Annotated in this window: 25 protein-coding genes; 7 read left to right on the top strand and 18 right to left on the bottom strand. The window is 56.5% G+C overall.

Annotated elements, in window-relative coordinates; genetic code table 11:
* Positions 1-29: 29 nt before the first annotated feature.
* Positions 30-1,136 (bottom strand): cupin domain-containing protein, encoded by a 1,107-nt coding sequence (locus QEV83_RS08250; RefSeq protein ID WP_280130719.1) that lies wholly within the window; start codon positions 1,134-1,136, stop codon positions 30-32.
* A gap of 249 nt (positions 1,137-1,385) precedes the next feature.
* Between QEV83_RS08250 and QEV83_RS08245 the strand changes: the two genes are divergently transcribed.
* Positions 1,386-1,826, top strand: a complete 441-nt coding sequence (locus QEV83_RS08245; RefSeq protein ID WP_280130718.1) for a hypothetical protein — start codon at positions 1,386-1,388, stop codon at positions 1,824-1,826.
* 1,838 nt (positions 1,827-3,664) lie between these two features.
* On the opposite strand, the gene QEV83_RS08240 is transcribed toward QEV83_RS08245, so the two are convergent.
* The 4 genes from QEV83_RS08240 to QEV83_RS08225 form a co-directional block, all read right to left on the bottom strand.
* Positions 3,665-4,192 carry a nucleotidyltransferase family protein gene (locus QEV83_RS08240; protein WP_280130717.1) on the bottom strand — a complete coding sequence of 176 codons (528 nt, stop codon included), beginning with the start codon at positions 4,190-4,192 and terminating at the stop codon, positions 3,665-3,667.
* Positions 4,193-4,357: 165 nt separating this feature from the next.
* Positions 4,358-4,900, bottom strand: coding sequence for a hypothetical protein (locus QEV83_RS08235; RefSeq protein WP_280130716.1), 543 nt, complete (start codon positions 4,898-4,900; stop codon positions 4,358-4,360).
* Positions 4,897-5,574, bottom strand: coding sequence for an XdhC family protein (locus tag QEV83_RS08230; RefSeq protein WP_280130715.1), 678 nt, complete (start codon positions 5,572-5,574; stop codon positions 4,897-4,899). The genes QEV83_RS08235 and QEV83_RS08230 overlap by 4 nt, the downstream gene beginning before the upstream one ends.
* 1,222 nt (positions 5,575-6,796) lie before the next feature.
* On the bottom strand, positions 6,797-7,027 hold the full coding sequence (locus tag QEV83_RS08225) for a TonB-dependent receptor plug domain-containing protein (RefSeq protein WP_348273268.1): 231 nt from the start codon (positions 7,025-7,027) through the stop codon (positions 6,797-6,799).
* 322 nt (positions 7,028-7,349) lie between these two features.
* Between QEV83_RS08225 and QEV83_RS08220 the strand changes: the two genes are divergently transcribed.
* A complete protein-coding gene (locus tag QEV83_RS08220; protein ID WP_280130714.1) occupies positions 7,350-7,982 on the top strand; it encodes a response regulator transcription factor in 633 nt (210 codons plus the stop codon).
* Between the two features lie 113 nt (positions 7,983-8,095).
* Here the strand turns inward: QEV83_RS08220 and QEV83_RS08215 are convergent, their stop codons facing one another.
* From QEV83_RS08215 to QEV83_RS08155, 13 genes are all read right to left on the bottom strand, one after another.
* On the bottom strand, positions 8,096-8,512 hold the full coding sequence (locus QEV83_RS08215; protein ID WP_280130713.1) for a hypothetical protein: 417 nt from the start codon (positions 8,510-8,512) through the stop codon (positions 8,096-8,098).
* Between the two features lie 98 nt (positions 8,513-8,610).
* Positions 8,611-9,558 (bottom strand): YncE family protein, encoded by a 948-nt coding sequence (locus tag QEV83_RS08210; protein WP_280130712.1) that lies wholly within the window; start codon positions 9,556-9,558, stop codon positions 8,611-8,613.
* A 36-nt stretch (positions 9,559-9,594) separates the two neighbouring features.
* A complete protein-coding gene (locus tag QEV83_RS08205) occupies positions 9,595-10,122 on the bottom strand; it encodes an SRPBCC family protein (RefSeq protein WP_280130711.1) in 528 nt (175 codons plus the stop codon).
* Entirely contained in the window at positions 10,119-11,123 is a 1,005-nt protein-coding gene (locus QEV83_RS08200; RefSeq protein ID WP_280130710.1) for a vWA domain-containing protein, read from the bottom strand. The genes QEV83_RS08205 and QEV83_RS08200 overlap by 4 nt, the downstream gene beginning before the upstream one ends.
* Entirely contained in the window at positions 11,123-11,764 is a 642-nt protein-coding gene (locus QEV83_RS08195) for an MxaK protein (protein ID WP_280130709.1), read from the bottom strand. Before QEV83_RS08195 ends, QEV83_RS08200 begins: the two co-directional genes overlap by 1 nt.
* Positions 11,761-12,789, bottom strand: coding sequence for a vWA domain-containing protein (locus tag QEV83_RS08190; RefSeq protein ID WP_280130708.1), 1,029 nt, complete (start codon positions 12,787-12,789; stop codon positions 11,761-11,763). The genes QEV83_RS08195 and QEV83_RS08190 overlap by 4 nt, the downstream gene beginning before the upstream one ends.
* Positions 12,786-13,703 (bottom strand): nonribosomal peptide synthetase MxaA, encoded by a 918-nt coding sequence (locus QEV83_RS08185; RefSeq protein ID WP_280130707.1) that lies wholly within the window; start codon positions 13,701-13,703, stop codon positions 12,786-12,788. The genes QEV83_RS08190 and QEV83_RS08185 overlap by 4 nt, the downstream gene beginning before the upstream one ends.
* A 1-nt stretch (position 13,704) precedes the next feature.
* On the bottom strand, positions 13,705-14,550 hold the full coding sequence (locus QEV83_RS08180) for a DUF58 domain-containing protein (RefSeq protein ID WP_280130706.1): 846 nt from the start codon (positions 14,548-14,550) through the stop codon (positions 13,705-13,707).
* Positions 14,547-15,578 (bottom strand): MoxR family ATPase, encoded by a 1,032-nt coding sequence (locus QEV83_RS08175; RefSeq protein ID WP_280130705.1) that lies wholly within the window; start codon positions 15,576-15,578, stop codon positions 14,547-14,549. The genes QEV83_RS08180 and QEV83_RS08175 overlap by 4 nt, the downstream gene beginning before the upstream one ends.
* Positions 15,579-15,618: 40 nt before the next feature.
* Entirely contained in the window at positions 15,619-15,921 is a 303-nt protein-coding gene (locus QEV83_RS08170) for a methanol dehydrogenase [cytochrome c] subunit (RefSeq protein WP_280130704.1), read from the bottom strand.
* 64 nt (positions 15,922-15,985) lie between these two features.
* Positions 15,986-16,567 carry a cytochrome c(L), periplasmic gene (gene moxG, locus QEV83_RS08165; RefSeq protein ID WP_280131001.1) on the bottom strand — a complete coding sequence of 194 codons (582 nt, stop codon included), beginning with the start codon at positions 16,565-16,567 and terminating at the stop codon, positions 15,986-15,988.
* Between the two features lie 36 nt (positions 16,568-16,603).
* The gene (gene moxJ, locus QEV83_RS08160; RefSeq protein WP_280130703.1) at positions 16,604-17,482 is read right to left on the bottom strand and encodes a methanol oxidation system protein MoxJ; all 879 of its coding nucleotides are present in this window, start codon (positions 17,480-17,482) and stop codon (positions 16,604-16,606) included.
* Positions 17,483-17,610: 128 nt separating this feature from the next.
* Positions 17,611-19,488, bottom strand: a complete 1,878-nt coding sequence (locus QEV83_RS08155) for a methanol/ethanol family PQQ-dependent dehydrogenase (protein ID WP_280130702.1) — start codon at positions 19,486-19,488, stop codon at positions 17,611-17,613.
* Between the two features lie 487 nt (positions 19,489-19,975).
* Between QEV83_RS08155 and QEV83_RS08150 the strand changes: the two genes are divergently transcribed.
* The 5 genes from QEV83_RS08150 to QEV83_RS08130 all read left to right on the top strand — a co-directional run bounded on the left by QEV83_RS08150 (position 19,976) and on the right by QEV83_RS08130 (position 25,464).
* The gene (locus QEV83_RS08150) at positions 19,976-20,845 is read left to right on the top strand and encodes a serine protease (protein ID WP_280130701.1); all 870 of its coding nucleotides are present in this window, start codon (positions 19,976-19,978) and stop codon (positions 20,843-20,845) included.
* 67 nt (positions 20,846-20,912) lie between these two features.
* Positions 20,913-22,307: a histidine kinase gene (locus tag QEV83_RS08145; RefSeq protein WP_280130700.1), complete on the top strand. Its 1,395-nt coding sequence runs from the start codon at positions 20,913-20,915 to the stop codon at positions 22,305-22,307.
* Positions 22,308-22,879: 572 nt separating this feature from the next.
* The gene (locus tag QEV83_RS08140) at positions 22,880-24,328 is read left to right on the top strand and encodes a sugar transferase (RefSeq protein ID WP_280131000.1); all 1,449 of its coding nucleotides are present in this window, start codon (positions 22,880-22,882) and stop codon (positions 24,326-24,328) included.
* 1 nt (position 24,329) lies between these two features.
* Positions 24,330-24,983, top strand: coding sequence for a transcriptional activator RfaH (locus QEV83_RS08135; protein WP_280130699.1), 654 nt, complete (start codon positions 24,330-24,332; stop codon positions 24,981-24,983).
* Between the two features lie 184 nt (positions 24,984-25,167).
* Positions 25,168-25,464 carry a hypothetical protein gene (locus QEV83_RS08130; RefSeq protein WP_280130698.1) on the top strand — a complete coding sequence of 99 codons (297 nt, stop codon included), beginning with the start codon at positions 25,168-25,170 and terminating at the stop codon, positions 25,462-25,464.
* Positions 25,465-25,524 lie beyond the last annotated feature (60 nt).

Here is a 25,524-nt window from a genome sequence, read left to right as displayed (position 1 = left end):
CAGTAATTGTAGCCCTTATGGCAATGCGGCTATTTCGTGATGAAGACATCCTTGCGCGGGAATTTATCAAAGACCGCCGCCTCTTGCGAGAAATTGGTGGCGAGGACGTCGAGGGGATTTCCGGCAATCCATTGCGACAGATCGATCGTCTGGTAATGGCCGTTGTTGAAAACGATGAGGATACGGGCCTCGTCTTGCCCGACGTTTTCAATCGAATGGCCGAACCCCTGCGGAATATAGCCGACATCGCCCTTGCTCAGAGTCTCCTGCCGCCAGCGTCCTTTCGAGCCAAAGAGCGTCACGTTGAAATTGCCGCTGAGCACATATTGCCACTCCGAGGCATTCGGATGCCAATGAAGTTCTCGCAGAGCGCCCGGTTCCATCTCCAGCACGACCCCTGTCATGGTGGTGGAAATGGGAAACTGCGAGCCATCGACACGCCACTCAATACCCCCGTTGAAAATTTCATACGGCTTCTGGGAGAGGAGACTATATTTGTGGGTGAGCGGCGGCGCCTTCCAACCTTGCAGAGGAACGGAGGGGACGGCCGGCGGGATTTTCCCCTTGGCGAAATAGACCTCGTTCTTGGGGAAACTTTCGAAGGTCGAAGCCGGAACGCCGAAATTTTTGGCGAGCAATTCCTTGGGCGCATGGCCGAGCCAATCGGTGATGCTGAAGGTGCCGAATTCGGAAAAATATCCATTGTCGAAGACAAGGATGAAGTGGCACGGCGTATCGCCCAAGGTCTCGATGACATGCGCGTGACCGCGCGGAAAATACCAGATGTCACCCGGACCAAAGTCATTGGTCTCGGAGCAGCCCTGCGGGTCGATCACCGTGGTGCGCACGGATCCTTCCGTGACAAATGCCCACTCCGCCGCCGTGGCATGCCAATGCAGCTCGCGCATCACCCCAGGCTCCATGCGCATCGAGACGCCGGCAAGAGCCTTCGATATCGGCAATTGGACCACCGTGGCCTCCTTGCCATAGCTGCCGTAGCTCACACGCCCCTCGGATTTTTCCAGCTCGAATTTGAAGGTTGGCAGCTCCGTGCCCGAGGTCACGGGGTCGGGAACATTATTCTGGAAACTATTGTCGCCGCCTTCCGAACTGATCGGGATGTTGGACGAGAACATGAAAGCTTCCTCTCGAGCACAGCTTTACGCATTATAGGGGTCACCGCATGATTTTTCAAAGTCGTACCCCGATCTCGTGGGCCGTGGTAAGGCCGCCTCCAGGTTGAAGCAGGCAATGAGCCGTTTCGGCTCGGGTCGCGCTTCCAATCAGCGCAGAGAACGTCTACAATTCACGTCGGTTCGGGGGCATCTGGGGAGTCCGATTAAGGCTGCCGAGCTGCGCCCAAGGGTTTCCGGGAGAACTCCAACATGCAAATTGCTCACCGAGCCCGTGTCAGCCTTATCGCGTTGGTCGCTATGGTTGGCGCGAGCATTTCATCCGGGGCCTCTGCTGACAGCGGCATTGTCCGCATTTCGGTGGTGAAGGGCGGTTGGTTCATCGGCGCGAACGGAGGATGGGGCACGCTGATCTTTCACGGACGGCGATACCGATTGTCGGTCGGCGGTGTAGACGCTGGCCTCGTCTTCGGTCTGTCGCAGACGACCTTGGTTGGCCGGGTCATCAACATTCGCAGGCCGTCGGACGTCGCCGGAGTCTATGTCGCCGCCGGGGCCGGCGCCGCGGTTGGGATTGGCGCACGGTTGATCCAACTTGCCAACGACAAGGGCGCCGTCTTGCAATTGGAAGGCCGACAAATCGGTTTGATTGCAAATCTCGACCTGAGCGGGCTTGCAATTGCGCTGCGGTAAAGGCGGCGAGCTGTTCCGACGGTACGGCGACAGCTCACACTTCACTCATGCGCCATATGGTCATTGAAATCCACTGGAGTGACGGCAGTACGCTTTCAAATTGATCCCGCGACGGTACCTCCGCGACGTGTCTTCGTTTTGCTCAGCATATGATATCGACTATTGGCGCAACGCTGGCGAGACGTAACGGGCAAGTCTGAGCCCTATCGGTTCAACGAACGATGCCGAAGGAATGGCCGGAATTGCCTTATCGCGTCCCCAAGCGGACGATCCCCTTTCAGCCCGCTGAGTCTGTTTCGCGCCCATATTGGTCACTCAGCCGCACTGGCTCTCTTCTCGAAGGCAGACATTACGTCGTCGAGGGCCTTCGACCATCATGGGTGTTGAGCAGAGATTCGCCCGTACCTTAGGTACGCTGATTCCTGGAGTTGGCTTTGCGGTGAGTAATTATCGAGTTTTACGTTGTTAAAACGACGCGAGGCATAGGGCACCAGCTTATAGTTTGTGTGATGCCAGTTAGGCCGACGGACTTCGAGGTCCCGTCACTTCCCCGCTTGATGTTGTGTCGTCGGCAAGATGCACTGTGCGCGAAGATCCGGGAGCTCATGCTCGTCGGCACTTTTACGACTCCGGGTAGAAGTTCTCGCTCTGACCTACCCTGGTGGCAAGGGTGGAGGAGTTCCGAGGCACATCCCCGCTGAGTTACTTGGCGAGTACGGCACCGAAACTGGCAGAAGCGAGCAGTAATTTGGGTCACATTGACCGGCCTCATTCTTGAAAGCGGTACTTCCCCTCGGCACTGGGTTGCCGTACATGTCGTCGTCGATCGGGCAGTAACAAGTCGCGAGGAGCACACCGTTGACTGTTTCAGGGTTTACGGAGCATTTGAACCCGAAACAATTGACAAACGAGCGCTTGGGGGAGGCGGGGCATACCTGCACCAGCGGCTTTTGAGAGTCTGCATTAAGACTGTAATTGAACGCCTGCGGCAGAGGCATAGGGCTGTATAACGACCATACCAATCCCCAATCCGGCCTAAGGCCGAAAGTTGGTTGTGCGCAGCTCCCCTGCATTTGACCCAAATTTGCGCCCGACGCTTGAAACTTTCCTTGAAGAACCGGGCACGTGCAGACGGCTTCTGGGTATTTGCGATATCCGATGAATATGCCACTGGTGGATACGACCCTCGTCGCAATCTCATGTCCAGTTGGCATACAAGTTGATGCTGGACACAGAGCGTACTGTCCATAGCAGTACATTGGCCTCGTCTGCGCCCTAGCTTCATACCCGCAGAACCAAGAAAGCACCAAAGCAGCAGCCAATGATTTTTGCATGATACTGATCTCAGCTACATCTCAAAAGCGCACATCGCCGGTGCGCGAGCGGATCAGGCCTTACAGTGTTGAGTCGATTTGATTATATGTCAATAGTGGTGTGTTATCATTTTTTGGAATGGTACTGTCACCATGTCTTGGGCCAATTCCGTCACCGAGTATTGTGAGCTGAAATTCTGTTTTGGGTCGAACCTTACCATTCAACACATGCCCGCTGATCGACCGCTTTCTTGGGGCGATCGCCCGAGACCAGACCGACCGCTTCCGGCCCGTCACCGCTGTTTCGCGCCCTTATGGCCGTTCAACCGAGCGGGGCCGAGTTTCCCGATGCGATTGCAACTCTCGCTGACATTATAGGTGGGTAGGATATTGAGACCAAGACGACCGCCAATCTCGTCGACCTGGACGTAGTCGGCTGGTCTTCCCGTCACATAATCGAGACCCGTTAGTACAGCGCAACATCATGAGCTTATTCTTCCCTGATTTGAGATGGCATCAAGATGATTAGAACGTGATCGTCGAACCCGGTCGCTTCAACTCCTGCTGCAAGGTACATAAGCGGTGGAATGTCTCCTGCCTATCAATATCAATTTCGATCGCCTCATCATCTATCAAGCATTCAAGCACGTCGTTTCCGGCGGCCTCAATGAGAGCGCGCGCGCCTCTGTCGCCTTCAAGGCGTTTTATCGCGTCGAACAAATCTCTAGAGATCAGCGCCGGATTGCCGCGCATACCGCGGCGGACCGGCACAACAGCGAGCGGAGTCCGCGCCGGTTCTATAAACACTTGGACCAGACGATCGATGATTCTTGCTGGAACGCAAGGCATGTCGCCGAGGACGACAAGAACACCTACCGCCGTTTCCGGTAAGGCCGCGAGTCCAGCCTTCAAAGAACTTGTAAGGCCAGATCGATAGTCGGGATTGAAAATGAAGGACACACCGAGGTTTTCGAGTGCGTTCTCGACTTGCCTGGCGGCATGGCCGGTAACAACGAAAATCGGGCGAGATCGCGAGGCGAGCGCCGCCTCCACGGCATGCCGGACCAGTGGCTTGCCGAAAAGAGGGGCAACGAGCTTCGTCTACTCCGGGCCAACCTCGAAGCGCGACGAAAGGCCAGCCGCCAGGATGATCGCGCCGATGTCACTCAACTGAGGCATCATGGGAGAAGGCGAACTGCGCATGGCTAGTAGTCTCGATCAAAAGGCCGCCGACCCCCATCCGGCGGATATCTTGGCTGCGCATCGGCAATCCAGCAAGAATCCGGTCGAGGACGAAGTCAAAACCATTTTTCTTCGGCGAACGGGCGCAGCCGGGGGCCCCGATGACCGGCTTTCCCTCGCCGTCACTATCATCTCCCCTTCAGTGACCCGGCGAAACGGCGCTAGGGTCACGAGTGTGATGGCCTCGTCGACCATATTGACGCGATCGATGACCGCGGCGTCAACGACGAGGATACCGGCGCAGTTCGCGATAAGATTGCAGCGTCCGGTAACACTTTCAGCGAGATGGAGATTGGCGCCGGCGATGCTGCAGGCCAAACTCAGCGCCGCCGTATTCTCGTCGACCTCGCCGGGCTCGATGCAGGCTGCGACAATTTCGGCGACATCAGCGGCCTGCAACGCGGCAATCTGAACGGCGCCGATCCATTCACCCTTTTTCAACGTCAAGCCAGGTTTCCTGATCGCATGGGCGAGAAAGACGCCCTCACTTTCGGCTACGGGGAGCAGTCCAAATTTCATGCGGCCTTCTCCGTTTCCACACGCAAGGCTTTGCGGTGTAATTTTGCTATGATTTCGCTGGCAATAGAAATGGCTATTTCGGCTGGACTGACCGCCCCAATGTCAAGTCCGATCGGAGCATGGATGCGCTTGAGCACAGCGTCGCCGAACCCTTCGGTGCGCATCCGCTCAAGTCGCTTGGCATGGGTCTTTCGCGATCCCAGCGCACCAATATAGAAGCAATCAGCACGCAAGGCCGCCATCAAGGCCTGATCGTCAATGCGCGGGTCATGAGTCAGCAGCACCATTGCGTTATAGGTGTCAAGATGCAGGGAAAGGAGTGCCACCTCTGGCCATTCGGTGACAAGCTGCACGCCGGGGAACCGTTCGGGTGTTGCGAAAGCGTTGCGCGGATCAATGATGATCATATCGAAACCAGCGAGGCTGGCGATCGGCACGAGCATTTGCGAAACATGGACAGCGCCAATGACGATGAGTCGCACCGGCGGCGCCTCGACACGAATGAATAGCTCCTTGCCGCCCCATTCCACGTTGCCGCTTCTTGCCAGTGAGTTGCCGAACGCCGTCCGCTGGATTTTTTCCGATGATGTTGAGGCGAGCAGCCTGGCCGAGCAATCCTCGCAAGGTGCCGATCGTCCGACTCGCCACGCCAGCGCCCCCGGTCGACCGACCACCGCGACCCTTCTTCCGGCCGCGTGCTGACTTGCCTGCTGCAATATCCGCCTGCATACCCTCGATGTCATGAAGGGTGAGGCCACTCACTAGACGCGAACCGAGCAATGGCTTGATGTGGGTCTCGATGCGGCTCCGGTCCATATGGAGCGTCGATGCCTTGATCGGTCGCCGGTTGCGACCAAGGATGCGACCTCCCTCGGCCTGCTCGAGATACCAATCGCAGACTTCGCTGACTGAGATGCCGGCACGAACTGCGCGACGGTCGGCGGACGGGTCTTCGACTTCAGCAAAGGCGGTCAGCTTTTTACGTGCAAGATCGCGTGCGGCCTCAGGCGTCAGCACGCCGTATTGACCGAGCACCAGACGCCGGGTCCGGGCTCAGCGTTACGGTATTAAATGAGGAAGGTTTTCAATCCGGACGGCTTCACCCGGACGCCGAAGCCCCTCAGTTCCGAATCCCACGCGAACACGTCTCAGCCGGGCTCAGGTTGGAGCGCGTCCACCGTGCGTTTCATAATCTTGGCCATAATCCGTTCCTGCTCTATCGCTCCATCATTGTCCCCAAAATCTGCTTCCCCGGACTTCCTGGTGGAGGCCGGGGAAGCACGGGGGAAGCACGAGAGAGGAAATCGCCGGGTGTGCCGAGGATACGGAGGGGGAGGGTCATGGGCAACTAAAACCCTTATGCGATAAGGATTTAGCGGTCTCTGGGATAGAAAAAGATGCTGTGGCGTAAATCGCCTGAGGACGTTGCCAAGGCTGGGGTCGAGGGTTCGAATCCCTTCGCCCACTCCAGAACTATATAAAATCAAACGTTTACTTTCCCCTCGGAAAAGAGGGGCGAGTGGCGCCCGTTCTGGGGAAGCCTTATTAGGGAAGCATTCGAACGCAATTGCGGAATCGCGCCGCCTCGCGCGCCCGTAAGTGTTGGGCGAACGCGACGTCGATTCGGACAATTTTCCGAGCGGCATTGGGGGGAGCAAGGCTTCCGTATTTCAATCCCCATTCCTTCCGAAAGACCCTTGCGCTGTTTGGGCAGGAGGTTTGCCAGACGCCCGAGGAATTCAAGGCTTGGTCGCAAAACCTTGGGCATGAAAACGTCATGACCACGTTTTCCAGCTACGGGAAAAGCCACCCGTAAGATTCAAATTGGCTCTGCACCGCTCCAAGGCGTCCGAGACAGGCCTTCGGCCACAACGCCACGATCCACGCTCCGCCCAATTACAGCGGATCATACAGCCCGAAACCGTGTCCCCCCTTGACGTCGGTTTTCCCCACGAAGGCGGGATCAAGATAATAGGTGCCTTTCGCATTGTAGCCAAAAATTTGGTAATCCTGACGCGCCCCGTCGACGAGAATGTTGACCCGCCCGAAGTCTTGTAACCCGCGAATGTTGACCGACTGGCCGGGATCGTTCTGACTTTCCTGCGTCGATGTCGAGTGAGATTGCATTGCTTTCGCCTGATCCGGCTGTTTCCGCTCCGAAATAATCAGCTTATTGCGGCGGCGGTGCCGCCACTTGGGCACCGGCTGATGGGATAGAAAAAAAATTTCGCGACAAAAATCGCCGCTCCTCTGCGAATAACCGGCTGGCATGCGCCGAGTTCGAAAGCCATGGCCGCTGTGAAATTGCCGCGATTCAGGCGCTGACCGGTACTTGCACAGCTTTGCCTTCAGGGATCCGCCTGACGAGCCAAGGTGCCCTGCTGGCCGGATTGACAAAGCCTCCCACAGTCCCGCATAGGAAATCGAAGTCCCTATGCGACCTGGCCCCATGCGCGTTCTCATCGTCGACGATCATCCCATGGTAATCGCTGGCTGCCGCGGCATGCTGTCGGGCCAGGTGGATATTGAAGTGATCGAGGCGCATGATGCGCGCGAGGCCCTCGATGCCCATGCCTCAAGAGCTCCTGACGTCACCGTCCTCGATATTAATCTACCTGATCTCTCTGGATTTGAAGTTCTGCGACGCATCCTCAAGCAGGAACCGAAATCCCGGTTCATTGTCTTCACGATGAATGAGAATATCACCTTTGCCGCCCGCGCGATCGAGCTCGGCGCTATGGGATATATAGCAAAAACCGAGGATCCTTCGCAATTCGTCAAAGCCGTTCAGCTCGTCGCCAGCGGCACTTGCTATTTATCTGATCAGATCGCCCAGAAACTTGCTTTTTTTCAACAGAAGCACGGCAACAGTCAGTTTCTTGATCTGAGCACCCGTGAGATCGAGACGCTTCGCTTGCTCGCCGAAGGCAAGGGGATGGCGGAAATCGCCCATGTCATGAAGATTTCCTATAAGACCGTCGCCAATTGCTGCTCTTTGCTGAAGCACAAGCTTGGGGCCCGGTCGCGCGCCGATCTCATCCGGATCGCGATCGAGGGTAAAGCCTCCAACATGATTGTCTGAATGGCGGCCTTGCCCCATAAATCGGCGGGCGATCAGGTTGAATTGGTCTGCTGCTTTATCCCGATATTTGAGCGTCGGCTTCCCAAACTGGTTCCCACTCTTGTTCCTATGCTTTAATTATGGTTGCGGATGAGGGCTCGATTTTTCTCGGTCAAGGCGGCGAGCGCGGCGGCCTTATCCGTCCCATTATGGCGCAAATTGTAATAATGCTGGCAGAGATCGCCATATTCCTGCTTGCCCTTGCTGCCTTCCACGATCTTGGTAAGAGATTCGATCAAATCGATGTAGCTTTCCTCTTGCCTATCGAGCGCCAGCATATCAGACAGCTGTGCAGTTCGATTGGCTATCATCCTTGGCGCCTCGAGAAATCGGTCGTTGGCGTTGGCCAGGGCATTTCGGATGCGCGCGATGGCCTCGGGACTCGGAGGAGTGGAAGCATGCGCCTCCTTCCCGGCAAGCCAAAGTGCCGGGTCGGTGCGATCCCCGGTCCGTAGCCAATTCAAATTGGTGGCGGGATGGCCGTAAGTCACCGCCCCGCTCTCGCCGCTTCGACCCTCCGGCTGGCCATTGCTGCAGCCACCCAAGCATACGGCAGGGATGAGCAACAGTAGGGCCAGATCTCTTCGCTTCATCGGCCAAAAACATCGGCTTTGCGGCGGCCAAAGACCATGCCGCGCGGTCCATCGCAGAGTTTGATCCTTGTCAGCTCCCTGTAGTCTGAGAGGTCGATGACTGAAAGATCGCCGGAAAACCAATTGGCGACATACGCGCGATCGGCACCAACCAGAACGGCTTCCGGATAGCGGCCAATTTTGATGAGCGCGCTCACCCTTCCGGACGGCAGATCGATCACCGAGAGGGTGTCCTTATGTTGATCGCTGATCAGCGCCCGATCATTTGCATTAGTCACCGCAGCGCCATAGGGCGCCGCCCCGATCCTGACACGGGCGAGGACGATAAGCCGCGCCGTATCGACGATCGTGGCATCGCCGCTGCGGACGTTGGCGACGACGAGCAATTTCTCATCGGGTGAAAGCGCCATGGCGAAGGGTGCCCCTCCAACGGTAAGCTCCGCAATCTGTCGCATCCCATTCGTGTCGATGACACTCACCGAATTACTCTCGCGATTGGCGACATAAAGACGATGATCGTGCTGATCTAGAACAAGCCCCGCTGGTTTGCGTCCAACCGCCACGTCGCCACGCAGCGCGCCACTCTCCGCGTCGATTCGAACGACTCGACCCTTATTCCAATCACCGATATAGACGAACCGCCCATTCGGATCCGCCACTACGCCGAAAGGCTCGCCATCGAAAGGGAAGGTCGAATGAATGGAAAGATGGATCGCATCGAGTTTTGTGATCTCGCCATGATCTGGATGAGTCACATAGAGATATTCGCCGTCCGGGCTCGCTGCGATCGTCGCGGGGCCCGCATCGACACGGATCGATTCAACAATGGCATTCGTCCTCGTGTCGATTCGCCAAACGAGAGATGCATCCTGGCAGACGACGAACAGGTCTTCGGCCCAACCTTGCGACGCGACCCCGACGAGACCGAGACAAAAGCCCGTCACACATAATTGCCACCGACTCATCTTCGCCCGTCAGGTCTATTTCGCTTCCAATTTCGCCTTAAGCGCCTGCAGCCCATGGCGCAGAAAATTGCCGACCGCTTGGCGAGCCGCATCATCATTGAGATTATCCGGCGGCTCATTGCCGGTGTCGCCGCGATAGAGACGGCCATACCACTCGACCTCACTGCCTCCGCCCGACGCCGGGCGCACCGCAAGGGTCATGGAATAAGAGCTGACCGGCAAAGCATCGAGATTTGGGTCGAGCATACGATAGGAATATTTGAGCGCGCTCGAATCAAATTCATCGAGACTCTCCTTGAGCGCGGCGTCGTTTTGAAAAGTGAGGGTACGTTCACCGCCCAACGCATCGCCGCCGGTCGCATCAACGCTCTTGATGTCGGGATGCCATTTGGCGATCCCACCGAAAGCACCGACTATCGCCCACACCTTCTGCGGGTCGGCGGCAATCGTGACAATCTCGTCAACTTTGATCGGGGTCGGCCCGTGGGCGAGGCACGGCGACGCGAAAATAAAAACCAGGCCGGCAAGAAGGTTCAGTCTCAAGGAGATCTCCTTTTCAAGGTGGAAAGGTGGAGCAAGCGGCGCTCCTGGAAAGAGCGAAGCCGCTCGGTGATCGGCAACGCGAGATAAAGGAAAATGAGGCATATAAGTGCCATCGCAATGAACCAGGGCCGTAGATCGATGGTACCGGGGCGCGGGCGAGGTGTAGCTGCGTCCCTGACCGCCTTGGCTAAATCCGGGACGCGTGCGAGATGGCGGTAGGTCAAGCCGGTGATATTGGCGAGTTCCTTCAGATAGGACTCTCGCACTGAGGATAAATGTTCGGTGCCAAGAACTATGGTCGAGCCGAACGGCGCGTTGCGCGGATTATAGCCCTCGCGATTTTCCGCCTCAGGTGGCGGCAAGCCAAAACGGCTTTCATGGGGCACATCCTCGGCGGCGTAAAAGCCTGTTTCCCGGCCATTGTCATCGAATTTTGGAATGGGCGACAAGGCATAATTGCCGGCGCCGATGATGAGCCCGCCGACTTCGCCGTGCCGGCCTTCAAAGGTCGGACCACCGGACCACGGCAACGGCGGCGCCTCCTGACCATCGGTGATGAAGATCACGTCCGTACTCAAATCCTTCGCCATCGCCACGGCCCGGTAAAGCCCCGCGGCAATATGGCTGTCCCCCTCCCAAGCCATCCGCCAATCGAGTGAGGCAATAGCCGCATCGACGGGAGCGAAATCGGCACAGATGTCGATCGGCTCGAACAGCAGGAACGGTTGGCGTTCGGTGAAGATCGCCAGACCTAACCGCGACGGACAAGGAAGATTTCGGGCGAGATCGCGCAAGGCAAGCTTGGCAAGTTCGAGACGGCTTATCGGCTTTTCGTTCAACACATAGTCGCGCGTGTTCATGCTGCCGGTGATGTCAAGGACCGCGAGGAGGTCGTAGCCCTTGCGTTCGATTTTGATGCTTGGCACAACGATGGAAAGGAGCAGCAAAGCGGCGGTGGTGGCGAGCAAAAGAAGACGCGGATCATTCAGGCGCGCACGCATCAAGGCAAGCCTTTCGGCAGGCCTGGAATATCAGTCCAAATGTTTTTGGGATCGGCGAGCAACTCGTCTCCACTGGTGCGATCGAGTTCGGGATATTCCCGAATGAGCCGGGAGGCGACATCGAAATTGAATTTGGCGTCCCAAAAATCGGGACGTAACGCGAGCGAACGGCGGTATTCGCGCCGGCTCAGAGTGACCAGAGGGCCGGCCGCTTCGAGATCGCCCTTTTCGAGCGCGGCAAAAGCCTTGCGTAGGAGCGCATTGGCCAGATTGTAGCGGCCCTGGGCGGCAAGTTCCATCTCGCCCTGTCGCTCAAGTCCATCGATGAGGAGGCGTGGCGCATCGGTGTCGTCGCGCTTCGTCAGGCTGGTGATCCGCGCGAGAAGGACCTCCGGCGCCGCTATGCTCTCCACCGGCCGGTCGCGGCCTGCAGACAAATCTTGAATGGCTTTGTTCGCAGCGTGCGTGTTGATCCAAAGATAAGCGCTTAATGCTGTCGCGAGGACCGATCCGGCAAGCGACACAATAAGCACCACCGAGCGGATATGGCGCCAGAAGCCTGCCAAGAAGCGCCGCAAGGCCTGGATTTTCTGCGCGACGACGAAATGCAGGCTATAGGCGTCCGCTAATTGCGATCTCATCGGCGTTCTCCCGGCAAGAGCCGCCGCGGCGGCGAGCCGAGAGGCGTTCCTGCGCGCGTCTCGGTCCATTTGGCAGCAAGGACCAGGAGCGTTGCCAGCAAAGCAATCTTGCTCAACAGCGGCGTGAAATCGGTTCTTGGCCGTGCCTCGTCGATCTCCATGGGATGCCGCTCAAGCTGGCCAATTTGATTGACGGCCTCTGTAACGGCCTGCGGCCCCTCCGCTTCAAACGCCCGATAGGGCACGCCAAGTGTCTTGAAATAGAGATCGAGATGGTGCTCGGGCATGGCTTGCGGCGTATCTTCGCCGGGCTTGGGTTGGTCGGTAAAGCCCTTGCTGCCCGCCGTTCTCAAGAACAGCCAATAGAGATTGACTTTGATCTTCTGGAAATCCGAGCGAAGCTCCTCCTGAACTTTGGGATCGATGAGCGCGGCGCCATCGGAAACGAGCAGGATCGCCCGCGAGCGACCGGTAAAGCCCGGCTTGAACATGGAAAGTGCCAGGGCAAGCCCACGTGCCATATTGGTATAATCGAGTCCCGGACGATCGATCGCCGCGATCGCCGCTTCATAGGCAGCAGGATGGTTGGTTATCGGCATGACCAGCATAGGCGAGGTAGAAAAGGCGGCGACGCCGACAAGATCATGCGCTGCGCCGTTGAAGAAATCCGCCAAGATCCTCTTCGCGGCGGAAGTTTTCGATTCCTCCTCGCCGGAAGGCTGGCGGCCGGCAAAAGTTTCATTCATGCTGCCGCTGCGATCGATCAAGATGACGATCTCGGCACCCTCGACTATTTTGGTTACAAAGCCTTGTGCGGTGTGCAGACCGGCAAGAGCAAGGAGACTTGCGGCAATAGAGATGGCGGCGAAGAAGGCGAGACCCGCGGCAGAGAGGCGGGAAACAAGGTCTGGCGGCGCCGCCTCGAGCGACGGGATAAAGGAGGGACGCAAGGCGGAAAAGATGAAGGGTGTCAAAGCCAAGGGCAAGAGGGCCAGAACCACGGGAGAGTCGAGCGCAAGCGTCATGGCACAGCCCTCTCAAGCGCCGCAAGCCGCCAGGCGAAGGCGAGGAGATCTGGCTTGCCAAAGAGGTGGCTTAAGTCTTTGTCCGTCTCGCTGAAAAAAGCTTCGCGCGAGGCTTCGAAAAATCTCTGAAACGACTCGGTGAGTGGGGCGAATTGCGGATGATTGCGTAAATAGGCCGGTAGATCCTCAAAAAGGATGGCATGGCCTGCCGTCTTCTCAAGGCTGCGATGGAGAGTACGAAAAGCAGCGGGATAAAATTCCGGCCCTGTTGTTTGCTTAGCGAGCGCCGATATCTGCCGTGCCGCCGCGGTGAAGACGCGCGCCCGGCGTTTTTGGAAAGGCCATAGGGCGCGATCCCTAAGACATAAGAGCGCCAAAAGAACCGTCAGACTAGCAAGGACGCCGGTTCGCACTTCGCCGCGTTCCACAACCGGAACGTTCGGGGCATCCGGACGCAGATAATCAACTGCATTTTCCTGCTTTTCCGGCAGGACCTCGCGCAAAGGCGCGACGCGGATTCGCCAGCTCGGAACTTCGACCGTGGTTTGCTCGCCGCCATCTTGAAAGGTCAGCGACAAAGCCGGAATCTCCACCTCGCGAACATCGAGCGCCAGATAGAAATTCTGATAGGTGAGATGCAGGTGCCAGAGCGTTCCGGCGACCTCTTTGCTGCGCGAAACAGTAACCCCGCGCAAAGTGAGCCAAGCATTCAACGGGCCGGGTGTTGGAAGGGAAGCTGGCTGGAGTTCCGCACTCTGCGGCGTGCGGATGCCAACATATGCCTCGATGAGATCGCCGACGAAATAGCCGAATTGGCGCGGCGCCTGGATCTTCAACTCGGCCGCCTGTGCCAGCGACGGCAAGAGAATCTGCCCAAGACAAAAGATCGCCAGGATCGTCCGCCGCTTCCTCATCTCAATGGCTCAGCAAATAGCGGGTTAGATCGCGCGAATCGATTTGGCCTTTCATGGTGTAGAGGCCACGTCCATAGCGTGCGGAGAGCCGTTCGAGTGCCCGGCGGCGGAGTACCTCTAAGGCCAGCCAGCGGGCACGCAAAGAAGGACGTAGGACAATCAGCCGACGCCGCCCACTCTCAAGATCGGCGATCTCCGTCAACCCCCAATGGGGCAAGTTTTCCTCGTCGGGATCGACAAGACAGATCGGTGCGACATCATGGAGGGAAAGCGCATCAAAGAGTTTTTCGAGAAACGTAAAATTTTGCCTGAAATCGGAAATCAACAGGACAAGTTTTCTTCGCCCGCCAAGGAGCACCGCCGCATCCAATAAACCCTCGACGCTTGAGCCATAGCAAGGCACGCTTAAGAGACGTTTCCCGGCAGCAACTGCCGCGCGACGCACCCGAGTCGCTGGAAGGAAAACGTCCTCTCTTATACGCTCGTCGCAGCCAATGAGACCGAAACGATCGCCGATGCGGGTCACAGAATAGGCGAGCGAGACGCAGAGGCTCGCGGATAGAGCAAGCTTGCTGGCCGAGCCTTCATAGCGCATCGATCCGGAGAGATCGACAAGCGCATAGACATCGATCGCTCGCCGCTGCTCGAACCTTCGCACATAAGTTTCACCGAACGGATCGTTGAGGGTAGCGCGAATATCGATGCGCCGGGCATCGGGACAGCACCAAAACAGCGCCTGATCGCGAAAAACACCATCGCCGCCGATCATTTTGGAACGATGCGTTCCAATCGCGGCATTGGCAAAAGTGCCACGCGGGCGATAGGCGATTTCCGCCAGGCCGGTCATGGCGCCGGTATGACGTCAAGAACAGCGCGGCAAAGCTGACGGACAATGTCATCGCCGCGCAGTGCGTAGACCGGATCGACGAACACCCGATGCGCCATGGTTTCCACAAAAATCTCGCGAATGTCTTCCGGCACCAGATAATCTCGGTCTTCGAGCCAGGCGCGCACCTTTGCCGCGCGCACGACAAAAGCGAGACCACGCGGACTGGCGCCGCCCCGCACAATATTCTCAAGGTCAACATCCGGCAGTGCGATGCCGGCAGAAGCCGGATCGAGCAAGGCGCTCCACAAGCGCAGAAGATAGGATCGCAAGGCTCCTTTGGCCCGCACAGACTGCTGCACAGCCAGGGCGACTTCAGGAATCTTGCGATAATCGAGGACCGTCTCACCGATACGAGTCAGCAGGCCATCGACATCATAGAATTCCGGATCAAACAGCAGCCTTTCGCGAATGGCCGGATCCTGCGGGGTTGCCATGGAGAGTTCCATGAGAAAACGGTCGCGTGCCGCAGCCGGCAGCTCAAAAGTCTCCTCCCGTTCGATCAGATTACGGTCGGCGAAAACTTGCAAAAAAGGAAATACATAATCACGATTGAAAGCGGTAAGTTTTCGTTCGGCCATCAAGCGCAGGAGAACGGAATGGACTTGCGGGCGCGACCGGTTGATCTCGTTGAAAAAGAAGATCGACAGATTGTCCGACTGGCGCAGGATCGGTCCCGGCTCGACGCGCGGCCGGCCGTCCTCTGCCAGATAGGTGTGATAGAGGAGATCATTCGGCATCATGTCGATCGCACCCTCGACGCGGGCGTAACCTCCCCCGAGCGCGCGCGAGACGGCGCGCAGCAGGGTTGTTTTGCCGACGCCGACATCGCCTTCGAGCAGCACATGACCGCAGGCAAAAATCGCGATAGTCACGAGGCGAATGAGCCGTGACTGACCGAGGATCGCCTTCTCGACCTCGGCCTCAAGGCGTGCGGCCCGCTCACGCCAATCGCCAAGACTTGACGCAGAGAGTTGGGACTGGAACATGCTCGATCAATCCCGCTCGCGCACCAGGATCAAGCCCCGCTCATTGAGCGGGGATCTTGTCCACGTCATAGACGAACTTGCCCGTCGATTTGAAATATTCAACCCTCTTGCGGTTTCTCTCTTCCATCGCCTTGATCGAGTCCGACTGCTTGGCGAGCTCTTTGGGATCGTGCTTCGGATCATATTTCGACCCAGCAACTTTTTCTGGGAATCCGGGCTTTGGCTCCCAGCAATTGCCCGGCGTTTTGCACTGCGTGCCGTCATAAGCCCGAGCGACTCCAGCGGGGAAACTGAAGAGCGCGGTCAGTATTGCAAGTGTGGTTGTGCAGCGTAGAATCGACATTTATCTTCCTCCTTTGATCGTCGCGACGAAAGTGGTGGGGACCACGCCCCGAAAAGGCGCAGCCTTATTTTCCGCTGGTCTTTGCGCATTGGCCCGGCGGATCGTCGGGAAATGTTTCACCCGGCTGATAAGGGTGGTATTTCTTCTTTTGCTCGTCATTCAGCCAGAACGCATGCTGCACATCATCCTTGTAGAGGTGACGAACCCAGGACATGACCCGCAATATCTCGTCGAGGTTGAGATTTTCATATTGAGGTCCCATTTGCGCCTGCGCCCCACCGAAGATGGTAGAAAAAAGCCCCGCATCGGTCGTGTTCTGCGGATAGGTCCAATAATCGTCGTTGAGACCAGGGCCGATCTTGCCTTCGCCAATATGGCCATGGCAGCCTGAACAGGCGGAGAGGAAAGTCTGCTCGCCGGCCTTGAGGCAGCTCACATCTTCCAGATAGGGATCGACACCCGTCTGCAGGAACTTCTTCACGCCCGGTGTATCACGCCCTTCGGGAAGCGCTGTGCTGAGGTCGAGGAGTTCTCCTGTGACCGTGTTGCGCAATTCGACGTTAGCATCTTCAGCCACAGCAGCAAGCACGCATAGGCCTACGCCAAAACCAAAAATCGACGCAAAAGTACGAGAACTGAATTTCATAATTGGATCATTTCTTCCCAAATTGTCCCTGCTCGCTCAGTTGGTTACCGGCAACGCTGGGATACCCTCTGATACCAGGATTGCATCGATCTTCGGTTTGGCCCGTCCCAATCCCGCATTCAGCTCGTCGAGAAGCGCCTGATCATCGCGGCGGACGCCGACCGACTGATCGTAGCGCTGGGTGATCTTCTCGCCGTCGGAGCGCTTCGCATCATCATCGATCAGCGTCATTCTGAGCGGCACTGTGGAGGATTTGACATAGCGGGCGACTTCCGGCGCGAAGGCGACGGCAAGATCGGCATTGCCACTGATAACTTCGGAGATCATGCGGGACGGCTCGACCTGTGTATATTGGTTGCGAGGCGAACGGAAATTCACAAGTGAGTACAGATAAGCCATATCCTCTTCATAAAGGCCGATCTCCTTCAGCATGACTTCGCTCGGCGAGCCGAAGGAAACCGCGACATGCCCGAAACTCTTCAAGACCGGATCAGACCAGCTATGCAGGGAAAGATCGCGGTCGGCGCGGGAGACGAAGACATAGCCCGACCGAAAATAGGGCGCCGTAGTCAAGACCCGCGAATCGCCCGTATCAAGGCCAATGACGACATCACAGAGCTTTTTGTCGAGAAAGTCCCGGACAAGATAAATGGCGGGCTTATCAGACCAGACGAATTGCGGCTTGCGGTTCACGGCCTGAGCCAGAGCGGTAGCAATCTTGTTTTCATAGCCCGAGCCATCTTCGAGTGAGAAAGGCGGCTCTTTCTTGGCTGCGCAGATGTGCAAGATGGGAGCGGTGTCCTGGGGCGCAGGCGCAGCGCCGCCGGGCTGGACTGGCGGTGCTGCAGCCGCGCCACACAACAGGACATCTGCCAATAAAGCGATGCAAATTTTCGGTATGGGGGCAGATGACATGGGGGGTTCCGATAGGTGATTGCGCTCAAGTGAGGAGCCGCCCGGATGTCTGATACCCATCCGGGCGACGATTTCTCTGCGCTGCGCAATTGTCCGGAGAGAAGCGCAGAGAAAGTCTCAAAAGAGGTTTAGTTCGCGGCCTTATATTCGCCGACGCTCAAATCTTCGTAAGGTCCGTTGCCATTGAGCGAGAACACCATCACGCCGCCACCCATCTGGGTATAATTGGCGAGCTGTTTGAAGGCGCCGACCGCGCCAAGCCCGGCGGTCGGATCTTGCAGGTCGAAGACAAGCCCGACACCCGGCCAGCCGCCGACGCCATACATGATCGCGACATATTCGATCCCATTGTGTTCATAAACGATCGGATAGCCGATGACGCCCGATGGCAGCTTGAACTTCCAGAGAAGCTCGCCAGTGTCGCTGTTGCGGGCCTTGATGAAGCCGTCGAGCGTTCCATAGAACACGATATTGCCGGCTGTCGCGGTCGTGCCGCCCCACACAGCAAAGCGCTCCATCTTCCCCCATTTGAACTGGCCGGTGATCGAATTATAGGCCTTGATCTGGCCAAGCCCTTCGCCTGCCTGGCGATTGCCCTTCGGACCCGGGAACATATTAAGCGTCGCGCCGACGAAGAATTGGCCGGCTCGATAGGGCAGCATGAACGGCTCCCAATCCATGCAGATATGGTTGACGCCGAGGAAGAAGAGCTGCTTCGTCGGGTCGTAGGAATCGTGCCCCTGATTGTGGTAACCCATGGCCGAGGGACAAATGTCCTTGCCGAGATGATCCATCCGCGTGCCATATTCAGGATCGCGCACCGGCAGGCCGCTCGCAATATCGACCGTCTTGAACACATTGACCGTGTCATCGATCTTATCGGCCGAGACGAGATCGCCATTGGTGCGATCGAGCGTATAGACGATGCCGTTGCGGTCCGGATGGGTCAGAAGCTTGCGATCCTTGCCTGTCTTATCCTTCTGCTCGGTGAGGGTCATGAAATTGACGCCGGCAAAATCCCATTCGTCATGCGGAGTTTTCTGATAGCCAAATTTTGCTTGTCCCGTATCGGCGTCGCGGCCGAAAATGGTCATCGTCCATTTATTGTCGCCGGGACGCATCGTCTCGTTCCAGGGCGCCGGATTGCCGGTGCCGAAATAGATCAGATTGGTATCCGGATCATAGGCATACCAGCCCCAATTGGTGCCGCCGCCGATCTTCCAGGCGTCGCCTTCCCAAGTTGCCAGGCCGAGGCCCTTCTGGCCGTAATGCGGGTTCTTGATGTTGAAGTCGGAGGCGAGAAGCAGATCCTCGTCCGGCCCGGTCGCATAGGCGCGCCATTTCTGCTCGCCCGTTCGCACATCATAAGCCGTCACATAGCCGCGCACGCCAAGCTCGGCGCCTGAGGAGCCGACGATGACATAGTCCTTCACTACATAGGGCGCGATGGTCAGGGTCGAACCGACACGAATATCCGAATTCTCGACCTTCCAGACCGTTTCACCAGTGTTCGCATTGAGTGCTACGACATGGCCATCGAGAAGCGTCTTGAGTATCAAGGGCGGCGTGATGCCATTGCCCGGCCAATAAGCGAGACCACGGTTGACGAGATCGCAGCAGGCAACCGCGCGGGCGGCTGGATTCTGCTTCGGCTTATCCTGCCACAGGATGCGCGTCGGATCATCGAGGTTGAGCGCGAATGTGTAGTTAGGGAAAGAGGTGTGGATATACATCTTGCCGTTCACGACGAGCGGTGCCCCTTCATGACCGTTCAATACGCCAGTCGAAAAGCTCCAAGCCGGCCGCAGCTCCTTGACATTCGCCGCCGTGATCTGGGTCAGCGTGCTGTAATTGTTCGAATGATAGTTCTTGCCTGGCATCACCCAGTTCTCTTCGCTTTTCGACAAACGATCGAGCTCGTCGTTGGCACTAGCGGCGATGGAAAGACCCAACGGCGCAACCGCAAGCACGGCGAGAAGAGAGACTGAATTTAGAAGCTTCTTCATGATGGAACCTCCCGGTGCGGCGTCCGGCGCTCTTCGGCATTCCGGCACCGCCTCAATTATTTCTCGTGTTGAAGGATCGCGATTACGCGTGACGCCATCCTATTCGAACGCCATTCAAATCATGGCCATCGTCGCTCTTAAGTCACAAAAGCGACCCGATGAGTTTCGTGCGACACCTCGGTTGCCAGGCATATAAGTTTGTGCGCTTCATTCTGTCTCCATGATTTGTGGGAAAGGCATTTCGGGAACAATTGGTAAGTTCAGTGCCGAAACTTCCTTACCATCAGATCTGCATCATGCAGGCTTGCAGATCAGTGCAACATCAGCCATGTCCCTTAGATAACGGCCCAAAAGATCAAAAAGGGCACGACCGCTGCGAAACGTTGGAGGAGGATTGAAAAGCCATGTTTGTGCCGCCCCTGGGAGAATGGCTCTGACTTTCGACCCCTTTGTTCGGACAGGCTCAAAGCCGGTATTGGAGAATGCGATGCGGGCTCCTGCCAAGACCCCAAGCGTCTCCACCGCGCACAGCCATAGACTTATGGCAGGCACCACCGTTTTACTTCTCTTGATTGCGGTGGGTACGGTTCTACTTGAGCAGAAGACGAACGATATCACACAGGTTGCGCTTTATCCCCGCGATGCGCGAAGATTGATGATGGAAGAGGATTATCGTCAATATCCGGGTGCCGGTGTTCTCTTCTGTCGAACAGGAGAAGGGACGCTTGAGCGCGCCGCCGCCGCTTGGCTGATCGGATCTCGCCAACTCGTGGTCTTGAACGCGCACAATTTCATGGATCGTAATCTTGATCAAACGCGGCCCGTCAGCGACTGCTTTTTTCAGATTGGCGACGAGGGCGTCGAATTCGATCCACAGAGCCTTTGCCTTGGCATCGACAAAGCAAGCCACGCTTTACATATCACCGATGATTGGGCGCTCCTCCAGCTCAAGCGGCCTGTGAGCGAGAAGATCACGCCGCAGCCCATCCCGGACGCTCCCAAACTCGCCACCTGGCCACTCTCCTTGCTGGTGAAGATGGTGTCGCCGGCCGGCCACACCAATTTTCGACCGGCGACCAGTATCGAATCCTGTATGCTCCGGCAAATCGATGATCCATCGGAAGATGGGATCCGACAGGCAAGGCATGACTGCAACGACGGCTATGGCGGCTCCGGCTCAGGGCTTTTCACAACCGAAGGTCAGCTCATAGCCATGCATAGCGCCTCGCTCGATATGAACGCGCGGCGCCCTTTCAATATTGAGACGCACTATGGGTCGGCCTTTCTCTTCGAGGGCAAGCTGCTCGCCGCCATTAAGCAGAATGTTTTGGGTCCGCATTGCGTCAACCACTTTTGATGCTTGCGAGATTCTCGTCATAGAGCACAAGCAAGGCCATGCACGACTCCTAAAGCGAGCTGCCGACATGCGCGTCCTTTCTCTAAAAGCAAAATTGAGTTGGCTGATTGGAATCGTCTTGCTGACGATTTTACTTTTAAATATTGCGATCCTGGTGAACCATGCCGGGCCGCGGGTCCGGGCAGAGGCCAACAGCATCGATATTCTGGCGCACGAACTCGTCGGGACCTCACTGGCAAGCCTACAAGAAAGCAAGGACCCGCTGCCCTCGCTGCATCACCTCTTCGAAGATTTGAGAAATTCCCGCCATCTCGAGATCGAGATATTGCCGAGTGACGACCCTACGCCGCTTGCGACTGCCAGAGTGCGCTCGGAGCGGGAAAAGGGGATCCCGGATTGGTTCGTCTCCTTTGTCGCACCGGCGCCAAAAGTCACCATCATTCCAGCGAAGATCAACGCCGTCCAATATGGCTATATCGCCATTGCATCAAATCCAGTCGATGAAGTTGCAGAAGTCTGGTCGGATATTGAGTCGCTGGCGGCGACGAGTTTCGTGGCGACACTCGTGATTTTGATCGGCGTTCTGGTTTTGGTGCGTTTTTCGCTGCGTCCCTTCGACGCTTTGGCGCGTGGGCTTGCCGAGCTTGAGGCGGGAAGAAGCCATGTCCGCCTTGAACTCAAGGGCGCGGCGGAATTCCGCAATATTTCTTCTCGGCTCAATTCGCTCGCTACAACGCTCGAGCGGGTTCGAAATGAGAAGCTTGCCTTGATGGAACAGCTCATCAAAGTGCAGGATGATGAACGCCGGCAGATTGCCCGCGACCTTCACGATGAGGCGGGGCCTTGCCTTTTTTCAATCCGTGCAGGTGCTGCGACCTTGATGAACGCCGTCGCCGCGCCCGAAGGTGACCGCACTTGCCTACGAAAAACTTGCGAGGAATTGAACGCGGCCGGAAAAGCGTTGCAGGATCTCATCCGCCGAATGCTCGATCAATTGCGGCCGCCGGAGCTCGCCGAGCTCGGACTTGGAGCGGCCTTGCAAGGGCTCATCGCGAATTGGCAAGGTGCGCGTCCTAATCTTATCCTGACCCTTGAGACGCCCCGTGATCTTAGCTCGGTCGGCGAAGCAGTTGGCCTCACCGCCTATCGCGTAATCCAGGAATCCTTGACGAATATTTTTCGGCATGCTTCGGCAAGCCAGGCGAGAGTTCGGCTAGCCTTCGAAAATACGCCTGAACCGGAAACAAGCGATCGCGATCTTGGCCACTCGGTCCTCCACATCATCATCGAGGATGATGGCATCGGAATGCCGCAACAGCGCGGGCGCGGCTCAGGCCTTCTTGGCATGAGCGAACGGGTTCAAGCCCTTGAAGGAAGCTTCTTGGTCCAAGATCGTCAAGGCAGCGGCACGAGGATTGAGGTTATACTTCCCCTGCCAGAGCAAGAAGAAAATGAGTCTTGACTTTCGGTCGTCAGAATATTTGAGACTGTCCTTTGATTGGTGGAGAGCCATAGGATCTCACCATACATTCTCCTCGAACCTCATAGGACTTTTGTAGCTGAGGGTTGAATGCATGCGGACTGTATTATGCAAGCCGTCAATATATTTGACGATAGCATTATCGGCCTAGCAGTCTACGGAAAAACCCAAAAATTTGAGGTTCTGCCGCCGCTTCTTGAGCCCCGGTATCTTAACGATCGACTTCAGCCATTCTCGACGCCGCGCGTTCCAATCCGCCATTACTCGCGTTTCTGCAAGAATGCTTGCTCGTGCCACGCTACAGGTAGGGTATGTGATTAATATTGATTGGTATCTGATAAAAATCATATTGTATCCATAATGGATCTGGGATAGTGATAAGTGATAAATTCCTAGTGCCTGCTAAGTGTTCAGGTTACGCTTCAAAGCGAATGTTGCTTATGTCTACTACCAAAGACATGATCCCATTTGTTCCAGCATCCCGCGCGAAACGGCGATACTATGTTACTCTCCCGGAAGTATGCTGTGCGTTAGCCGCACCGTGGTTCGCTTTGATGCTGCGCGATACACGTTTTTTTGAGCCAGAATTGATATGGCAGGCCTCTTTTTTCTGTGGTATTGCTTTTGTAATTGGCATATCTGTCCTGCTTACATCGAATATTTGTAATATAATTTTATTGAACGTTTCAATACCTGACTTACTATCCGTTTTCCGATGCGCTTTTCTCACCAGTGCACTCACGACAATCGTAGCATTTTCGATCACTCGGCTTGATGGAATCCCAAGATCGGTTCCCGTCTTAACGTTCTTTGTTTTTGGGTCTCTTCTGCTCATGTCTGGTTTGATTCGGGGCAGGCTGAAGCAACGCGGGGAGTCTAAGCTCCAGAGCGCGCGTTCGAGGGATGTCGAAAATATACTTGTCCTGGGGGCCAATCGCGCTGCGAGTTTCTATATTCGCATCATCGATACGTTTTCGGCGGGGAATGTCATGGCCATTCTCGATGCCAACCCGAGCCTGCGCAATCGAATCCTCAATGGTCGGCGAGTTATCGGGTCCCCGGAAGAACTCCTCACCATTATTCACGAATACAGAATTCATGGGATCGAGATTCGCCGGATTGTCGTCGCGGCAGACCGCTCAGAGCTTTCCCAAGCAACGTGGGACTGCCTCAAATCTGATGCCTCGATGGAAGTCGAGTTTCTCACAGAACGGGGTGGGATCGTCCAGCACATGGCCGATGGACCGGCGGCTCACACCTTGCGTGCTGCGGCACTTCCCTTCAAGAATTCCGCCGAGGCGGACTTCATACTCGCTCAGAGGCGCACATATTGGAAGCTCAAGCGCACCATTGATGTAAGTGTCGCGAGCATACTGTTGGTCATCCTTATCCCGGTCATGGTCGTGGTTGGCCTTTCGGTGCGCCTGGGGATTGGTTCGCCGGTTATCTTTTGGCAACGGCGGGTGGGACAAAGCGGTGCGGCATTTTTTCTTTTCAAATTTCGGACGCTGTTGGCTCCAGGTGAAGGTCATGGCGCGCCTCCGGATGAACAGGAGAGAATTTCGCGTCTGGGCTGTTTCTTACGGCGCACACGGCTGGACGAGATTCCACAGCTCCTGAATGTCTTGCGTGGAGAGATGTCGATCATAGGGCCGCGTCCGCTGCTCCCAATCGATCAGCCTCCGAGCGTTGGGATACGACTTGCCGTACGGCCCGGGATATCCGGTTGGGCTCAGGTCCACGGAGGAAATCTTATCACTCCAGAAGAAAAGAGTGCCCTAGATGAATATTACATTCACAATGCTTCGTTTTGGCTAGATGTGAAGATCCTGGCAAAAACCGCCAAGGTCTTGATTACGGGTGACTGGGCTCGGCTAAAACTTGTTGAGCGGACGCTCAGGTCTGGCCCGGCCAAACCGAATCTTGGTTCGCTTGCCTCGCTTGAAACAGAACTTGCTTTGGGGCCTCAAAGGTCTCGTTCGCGCGGTCGGGTGAAGGGTTGAGATGCCCAAAACCTCGTCAAAGGTGACGGATTATGAATTGGGAACCTCACCAGTTCATCCGTCGCAGACCCACAAGGTGGATTTTAACATTCCAAACAGAGTTTGTGGGTGCGATGGCGCCCTTAGCAGCGAGGCAGAAAATTTAACCCTCTTTCCGGGCGAAAGGTGGTTTCTCGCCTACACAGCGCCATACCGGGAAGCGATCGCAAAAACGCATCTTGGGCGGCAAGGTTTTCGTTCGTTCCTCCCGCGCTATGTGAAAACGGTGCGTCATGCGCGCAAGATGCGCGATGTCATTGCACCGATGTTCCCGCGTTATCTCTTTGTCGCGCTGAACCTCGAGCGCGATCGCTGGCGCAGCGTCGCCAGCACGACGGGAGTCACGAATTTGTTTATGATGGACGATCGGCCGGTTCCGGTGCGACAGGGGATCGTTGAAACGCTGATCCAGTCGGCTGATACGGCGGGAAGGCTCCGGTTCTTCGAGTCTCTTGAGCCTGGTCAAAAGGTTCGCCTCATCGCCGGACCTTTTGCCCAAACGTTGGGGATTCTTCGTAAGCTGAACGATACTGGCCGCGTTGAAGTTCTGCTTGAGATTATGGGCGGGGGGGTTCGTGTGAGGCTCCCCCGGTCTTCGGTCGAATTGGCGGTCTAAGGCAGTTTGGCCTTCACGGAAATTTGGAACGGGGCTCGCAACATGAGTCACCCGAAGTGCGGTAGCGTGGCCAAATGGATTTCTTGACCTCGGCGGCTTTTGGCAGCGATGACGGGCGTCATAAATTGTGCCGAGCTTTGCTGCTTAAGGCTTGCACGAACGGTAAGGAGACGGCACGAATCCGATGAGCTGCCCGCTGAGGGGCATTATCGCACGTCGAGGCACCTATAAAGCGGCATCGATCAAAGTCGCAGAAGCAGTAAAGGTGATCGAGAACATGCGGCGGGGCTTTAATTTTGTGCTGATGAACGATCTCGCCATCATTTTTCAAAAGTTCGGCTTCGATACGAACGACGTCAGGCACCACGCGCAGAAAATCGGCTGGATGTCTCACAGATCGAATTTCAGTCTCATGGCTTTGCGAAACGTAAAATGGCCAATGGAATTACCCGATTTGGATGTGGAACAGGGTGGTGGGTAAGCGGCTCTATGCTATCAATCGACAGCCGTGTTCCTACTAGCTCCATTTCTTCACGCCATT

The organism is Methylocapsa sp. D3K7 (assembly GCF_029855125.1).
Lineage (GTDB): Bacteria > Pseudomonadota > Alphaproteobacteria > Rhizobiales > Beijerinckiaceae > Methylocapsa.
This window is presented reverse-complemented; position numbering and strand designations above follow the sequence as displayed.

Bases quoted from the DNA above. Each gene is read 5' to 3' on its own strand.
- QEV83_RS08145 (WP_280130700.1), top strand. From the start codon at position 20,913: ATGCGCGTCCTTTCTCTAAAAGCAAAATTGAGTTGGCTGATTGGAATC.
- QEV83_RS08155 (WP_280130702.1), bottom strand. From the start codon at position 19,488: ATGAAGAAGCTTCTAAATTCAGTCTCTCTTCTCGCCGTGCTTGCGGTT.
- moxG (WP_280131001.1), bottom strand. From the start codon at position 16,567: ATGAAATTCAGTTCTCGTACTTTTGCGTCGATTTTTGGTTTTGGCGTA.
- QEV83_RS08140 (WP_280131000.1), top strand. From the start codon at position 22,880: ATGCTGCGCGATACACGTTTTTTTGAGCCAGAATTGATATGGCAGGCC.
- QEV83_RS08245 (WP_280130718.1), top strand. From the start codon at position 1,386: ATGCAAATTGCTCACCGAGCCCGTGTCAGCCTTATCGCGTTGGTCGCT.
- QEV83_RS08180 (WP_280130706.1), bottom strand. From the start codon at position 14,550: ATGACCGGCCTGGCGGAAATCGCCTATCGCCCGCGTGGCACTTTTGCC.
- QEV83_RS08170 (WP_280130704.1), bottom strand. From the start codon at position 15,921: ATGTCGATTCTACGCTGCACAACCACACTTGCAATACTGACCGCGCTC.
- QEV83_RS08200 (WP_280130710.1), bottom strand. From the start codon at position 11,123: ATGCGTGCGCGCCTGAATGATCCGCGTCTTCTTTTGCTCGCCACCACC.
- QEV83_RS08150 (WP_280130701.1), top strand. From the start codon at position 19,976: ATGCGGGCTCCTGCCAAGACCCCAAGCGTCTCCACCGCGCACAGCCAT.
- moxJ (WP_280130703.1), bottom strand. From the start codon at position 17,482: ATGTCATCTGCCCCCATACCGAAAATTTGCATCGCTTTATTGGCAGAT.
- QEV83_RS08135 (WP_280130699.1), top strand. From the start codon at position 24,330: ATGCCCAAAACCTCGTCAAAGGTGACGGATTATGAATTGGGAACCTCA.
- QEV83_RS08185 (WP_280130707.1), bottom strand. From the start codon at position 13,703: ATGAGGAAGCGGCGGACGATCCTGGCGATCTTTTGTCTTGGGCAGATT.
- QEV83_RS08250 (WP_280130719.1), bottom strand. From the start codon at position 1,136: ATGTTCTCGTCCAACATCCCGATCAGTTCGGAAGGCGGCGACAATAGT.
- QEV83_RS08175 (WP_280130705.1), bottom strand. From the start codon at position 15,578: ATGTTCCAGTCCCAACTCTCTGCGTCAAGTCTTGGCGATTGGCGTGAG.
- QEV83_RS08190 (WP_280130708.1), bottom strand. From the start codon at position 12,789: ATGACGCTTGCGCTCGACTCTCCCGTGGTTCTGGCCCTCTTGCCCTTG.
- QEV83_RS08225 (WP_348273268.1), bottom strand. From the start codon at position 7,027: ATGCAATCTCACTCGACATCGACGCAGGAAAGTCAGAACGATCCCGGC.
- QEV83_RS08130 (WP_280130698.1), top strand. From the start codon at position 25,168: ATGAGCTGCCCGCTGAGGGGCATTATCGCACGTCGAGGCACCTATAAA.
- QEV83_RS08195 (WP_280130709.1), bottom strand. From the start codon at position 11,764: ATGAGATCGCAATTAGCGGACGCCTATAGCCTGCATTTCGTCGTCGCG.
- QEV83_RS08235 (WP_280130716.1), bottom strand. From the start codon at position 4,900: ATGAAATTTGGACTGCTCCCCGTAGCCGAAAGTGAGGGCGTCTTTCTC.
- QEV83_RS08220 (WP_280130714.1), top strand. From the start codon at position 7,350: ATGCGCGTTCTCATCGTCGACGATCATCCCATGGTAATCGCTGGCTGC.